This is a genomic window from Vibrio sp. 10N.222.51.C5, assembly GCF_041474575.1.
GTDB classification, from domain to species: Bacteria; Pseudomonadota; Gammaproteobacteria; order Enterobacterales; family Vibrionaceae; genus Vibrio; species Vibrio crassostreae_C.
Genome location: NZ_JBFRUJ010000097.1, coordinates 1 through 4,848, shown reverse-complemented (window position 1 = coordinate 4,848; position 4,848 = coordinate 1). Strand labels below are relative to the sequence as shown.

At 42.5% G+C, this 4,848-nt stretch carries 4 protein-coding genes; 2 read left to right on the top strand and 2 right to left on the bottom strand.

What is annotated here, in order from left to right:
• Positions 1–324: transposase (locus tag AB4558_RS21600; RefSeq protein ID WP_372074990.1), on the top strand; the 324-nt coding region annotated here is incomplete at its 5' end.
• Between the two features lie 276 nt (positions 325–600).
• Here AB4558_RS21600 and AB4558_RS21595 read toward each other — a convergent pair.
• Both AB4558_RS21595 and AB4558_RS21590 read right to left on the bottom strand, forming a co-directional pair.
• A complete protein-coding gene (locus AB4558_RS21595) occupies positions 601–1,764 on the bottom strand; it encodes a dipeptidase (RefSeq protein WP_017029485.1) in 1,164 nt (387 codons plus the stop codon).
• A 361-nt stretch (positions 1,765–2,125) separates the two neighbouring features.
• Positions 2,126–3,679 carry an amidohydrolase family protein gene (locus AB4558_RS21590; RefSeq protein ID WP_017062426.1) on the bottom strand — a complete coding sequence of 518 codons (1,554 nt, stop codon included), beginning with the start codon at positions 3,677–3,679 and terminating at the stop codon, positions 2,126–2,128.
• Between the two features lie 282 nt (positions 3,680–3,961).
• Between AB4558_RS21590 and AB4558_RS21585 the strand changes: the two genes are divergently transcribed.
• Positions 3,962–4,804, top strand: a complete 843-nt coding sequence (locus AB4558_RS21585; RefSeq protein ID WP_372074723.1) for a hypothetical protein — start codon at positions 3,962–3,964, stop codon at positions 4,802–4,804.
• The last annotated feature ends 44 nt before the right edge of the window (positions 4,805–4,848 follow it).

The window sequence follows — 4,848 nt, the reverse complement described above, 5'->3', positions numbered from 1 at the left end:
ATAGGCTCTAGCCCACTAGGGAAAGCGATAAAGTACACGCTCGGGCAATGGCCAAAGCTCATTCGTTATATCGACGATGGTCACTTATCTATCGATAATAATCGCGCTGAACGTGCAATTAAACCACTGGTCATTGGCAGAAAAAATTTGCTGTTCTCTAACACACCAAATGGTGCTGAGGCGAGCGCGATGCTTTACAGCATCATCGAGACCGCGAAAGCCAACGGTCTTATCCTCTACGACTACATGGTCAAGTGCATGAAAGAGCTCGCGAAAGCAGAGCCTGATATCGACGCACTCCTACCTTGGAACTTCAAACACTGACAAGTCGCCCCGTGGGTTCATGGGGCGGATACGGCTGATCAGTTTATTGATTCAGCCTTTTTAATCACATTTTCAAAACATACTTAGATTGATTTGAAGGTTTTATCCCTTCATCGAACTTAACAATCACGGAAGATTCTGGTACCTATTAGCACGAAATTGGACAATAACAAGTTAGGAGCAGTCATAAACTGCAGTCTCATTCGAAGCGATTAAAAAAGCACTTCTAAACGAGATGTTAGAAGTGCTAATTATTGAGTAAATTTAATAAACTTCTTATACCCAGACTTGATCAAATACTCGGTACATGTTGCCACCTAAGAACTTGCTGCAGTCTTCTTCTGAGTATCCATTTTCAAGCATGGTATCAATTAGAGCTGCAACAATTTGATATGGTGCTGGGGTAGGAAACCCTTTTGCTCCTACAGCGGCACTATAGCCACCATCAGGGAATACGTTCTGCCCCATTGGTGTTTGAATAATAGACGCTGTAAAATTGATGTTCGGGATATAGTCTGAACCGAAGCCAACGTGGTCTATACCGACTAAGTTGACCATATAATCAATATGTCGAAATAATTGTTCAGTCGTCAATATATCTGGGTTAGATGTATCCATAAAGGCAGCCACCATATTTATTGAGCAAACCCCACCGGTTGCCGCAACACCTTTAATCACAGCGTCAGAAAGGCTTCTCTGATAATCGGCAATGGCTTTCGCACCTGAATGCGAAGAAATGACAGGTTGGCTACTGCGTTCAATCGCATCTAAGGAGGTTCGTTCGCCAGTATGGCTTACATCAACAGGCATACCGTATCGGTTATAAGCGTCGACAAGTTTTTTTCCATATTCAGTTAGACCACGGTTCTCAATTTCGAAGCAGCCATCACCCACATCATTACGTTGATTATATGCCAATAAACAGTAACCATAGCCCATCTCACGCCATAGTCCTACGCGATCAACATCACCACCAAATATTTGAGTACCTTGGTGAGTGAAGTAAATACCCAATTTGTTTTGTTTTACCGCTTCATCAATATCTTTGGTAGTGCGGATCATCATATAGTCGTCTGGGCGTTCTTTCATTTTGCTTAGGTAGAACTGAGCGCCTTTCATAATGCCTTCAACCGAGGCATCTAACGAGTCTGCGGAAGGACATGCTGCTAGTACCTTGAATCCAGCGGCTTTGCACTTGTCCATTTCATCATGGAATTCTGGTGCTTCAGGTGAAGACCATTGAGAGGGCCAAAGACCGGAAAAAAGGCTGTCAATAGCCATAGAATCTCGAACAATTTTTTTTGCACGTTCAGATGCAGGATATTTGTGTGTTCGTTGAGGGATTTTTGAATAATCTTTTATTTCAAATTCTGGTAATTTTGGTGCACCTGACTTTGTCGCTTTATCATTACTTGGTTCGATTTCAGATTTGTTGTCCATATTTGAAATTTTCCTTAACAGTGTTAGCTTCTATAAAATATAAATATGTTGGAAGTTTGGAAGTTTGGAAGTTTGGAAGTTTGGAAGTAAAGATAGGTACGGATTTATATCAAACGGAGTGTTAAGCCCTTTGTACGCACCTTTTTATGCACCTTTTTATAAATAAACTACGCCCAATGACATGATAAAAACGTGATTTATGTCGAATATTTTTGGCAAATCTATCTAAATGTTACCTCAATTAGAAAATTCATTTAAAAGTATTATATGTGACACTTTAAGAAATTATCGAAGAGGTGAGATAAAAAAGCGATACCTGAGTATCGCTTTCTATAGTCTGATTTATCATTGATTAGGTGAATTAACGTCGAATGGCTTCGCCTGCTTTAACGTCTGTATCTAGTTGTGTGTTGTTGACAACGATTTTGCCGTTAACCAATAACCAATGTACGCCTACGGCTGGGTGGTTAGGATCTTGGTAGGTGCCCACATCAGCGATAGTTTCTGGGTCGAATACCACGATATCTGCGTCCATATTAGTTTGGATTCGTCCTTTATTTTTCATTTGAGGGACAAAATCTTCTATTAATTGAGCTGGCATCAGTGTCATTTTACGTAGTGCTTCCGTCATCGTTAACAAGCCGCGCTCACGAACATAGACTCTGAGTACTTTAGCAAAGGTGCCATTTGATCTAGGATGAGAGAATAGATCTTTTGGTAATGGCCACTCGTCACCTGCATAATTTTCAATGTGGCCGTCTTCGTCCATATGCATCCAGAACATTTCGTCAGATTCAATCAACACATTAGGATTTAGAATCGAAGCGTCTAATAGAGCAAGATCTTTAGGGTTTTGCTCGTCTAGGAAGTGCCAGACAATAAAGGTACCAGGTTTATTTTCTTGGTAGTCTTTCAACTGTTCTTCTGTCATACGTTCTTTACCTAGCTGAAAGTTTTCAGCGGTTGAACCCATACGTTCCCGCCAGCCTTCACCAGAAAACATGGCTGCGCCAACGACAGTACTTGCTGCGCCCCAAGGGTAAGCGCCCACAGTAACATTGATTCCTTGTTCTTGAGCCTTATTGACCATAGGTAAGATGGTTTCGATATCTTTTAATGAAGTACTGTTAATATGACAAAAGTGCATATGAGCGCCAGTGATAGCGGCATTGCCCACTAATTCTTTAACGGCTTCAAACGAGCTTTGTGGCTCGGCATTGCTGGCATAGCGAACGTGAGTATAGGTTGCTACGTCTCTTTCTGCGGCTAATTCAGCCAATGCATAATATTCTTTTTGACCATGGCCCGGTGCATAGCCAGCGTTAATCCCGATACCTAGGCCACCTTCATCAAGGCCTTGCTCAATCAGCTTGATGATTTTACTTTCTTGCTCAGGTGTTGCTATATCCATCTTCCAATCATTACGTGATTGAGCTTTTTGGAAATAGCCAACGGTCGCTTCGGGTTCCGTCTCACTAAATGTAGCAATACGAGCGTAAGTCCAACCAGCTGCTGCACCATAGTTTAATGGTAAGCCTTTTTCAGCTTGTCCTGCATACCAGTCACTGATAGGTAGAACACCAGATTCGAGTTCCAGCATAGTGGTAACGCCTTGCATCGCCTGCATTCTGTAGTCACCAATGTTTTGACCATGAGCGTGGACGTCGATGAATCCAGGGGCAACAACTTTACCTGTAGCGTCAATAGTTTTATCCCCAGAAATACTATCGGTCGTTATTGCTGTGATCTTATTATCTTTGATCCCGACATTAGCAACAGAATCGAAATTTGTTTCAGGGTCGATAACTCTGCCGTTCAAAATTACAACATCATAATTAGCGGCGATAACAAGTGGTGACATAAGGCCAAAGCCGACGATCGTAGCCTTTTTAATGAATGATTCTAGTGGTTTCATAATTTTATCCCGTGTGTGTGAGATGAACTATAAGTGTTACGTGTCAAAAATCTTAGACCAATAATTTCACGCTATCTACCTGATCCTCATCTTTGCTCATTGATAAGACAAATCTAACGTGACAAGAGAAAGTGACTCAAAAACAATCACTTTTACGCTCATCTCACCCACAACTATTGACTTTGCCGCTCCAGAGCTGCCCTTCTCTATAAAGGCAACTTTGACAAAATAATCCTTCATAGCTAAACGTTTATGTACCAACGTTTTCGTCAGGGAAAAAAAATGCCAAACCTTAAATTACGAAGTTTAAGCGCGATATTCTTCTTTGCTGTCACTCTTCCCATCGTAGTGTTAGCCGACGAGGGGCAAGATGTAGAGGAGGTAGCTAAAGAGCTAGCCAACCCAAACACAACGCTTGGCTCGATGTCCTTTAACTTGGATTGGACGAACTATCAAGGCGACTTAAATTCAGCGAACAGTCAGAACGGGTATCGCTTGAGCTTTCAACCTGTTCTCCCTGTGCCAATTGCAGAGCGAACCAACTTATTTATCAGACCAAATATACCTTTAATATTTGACCAACCCTATTACAAGGGCGATAGATTTGAAAATTCAGATGCAGGTCTCGGTGATATCGGCTTTGATGTGGCCGTTGGTCATACCTTTGAGAGCGGCATGATTGTCGTGGGGGGGGTAGTGGGTACACTGCCCACCGCAACAAGCGATGAACTGGGTAACGATCAATTCTTACTCGGTCCAGAGTTTGCCTTAGCCTACGTACAAAGCTGGGGGGTTATCGGGGCGTTAATTACCCATCAATGGAACGCTGGCGGAAGCAATGACGCCGACGCGAGTATTACTGGTGGACAGTACTTCTATACCGCGAATCTAGACGATGGATGGCAAATTCAAGCGCAACCAACTTGGAGCTATAATCACGAAGCGAGCAGTGGAAATAAATTGTCATTCCCTATTGGTATTGGGTTCGCTAAGACGACTCTCATTGGTGGCAAACCCATCAAGTTTGGTCTTCAATACTGGAACTACATTGAAAGCCCTGACGCGTTTGGGATAGAGCATCAACTTCGACTGGTCATCACACCTGTTGTTGCTCTTCCTTGGTGATAACAGGTCGCAGGATAAAATTAGAGTAAGCGTGTCATGAACAC

What these genes read in the sequence shown, in the direction of transcription:
- AB4558_RS21595 (WP_017029485.1), bottom strand. Translation starts at nt 1,764, where the DNA reads ATGGACAACAAATCTGAAATCGAACCAAGTAATGATAAAGCGACAAAG.
- AB4558_RS21590 (WP_017062426.1), bottom strand. Translation starts at nt 3,679, where the DNA reads ATGAAACCACTAGAATCATTCATTAAAAAGGCTACGATCGTCGGCTTT.
- AB4558_RS21585 (WP_372074723.1), top strand. Translation starts at nt 3,962, where the DNA reads ATGCCAAACCTTAAATTACGAAGTTTAAGCGCGATATTCTTCTTTGCT.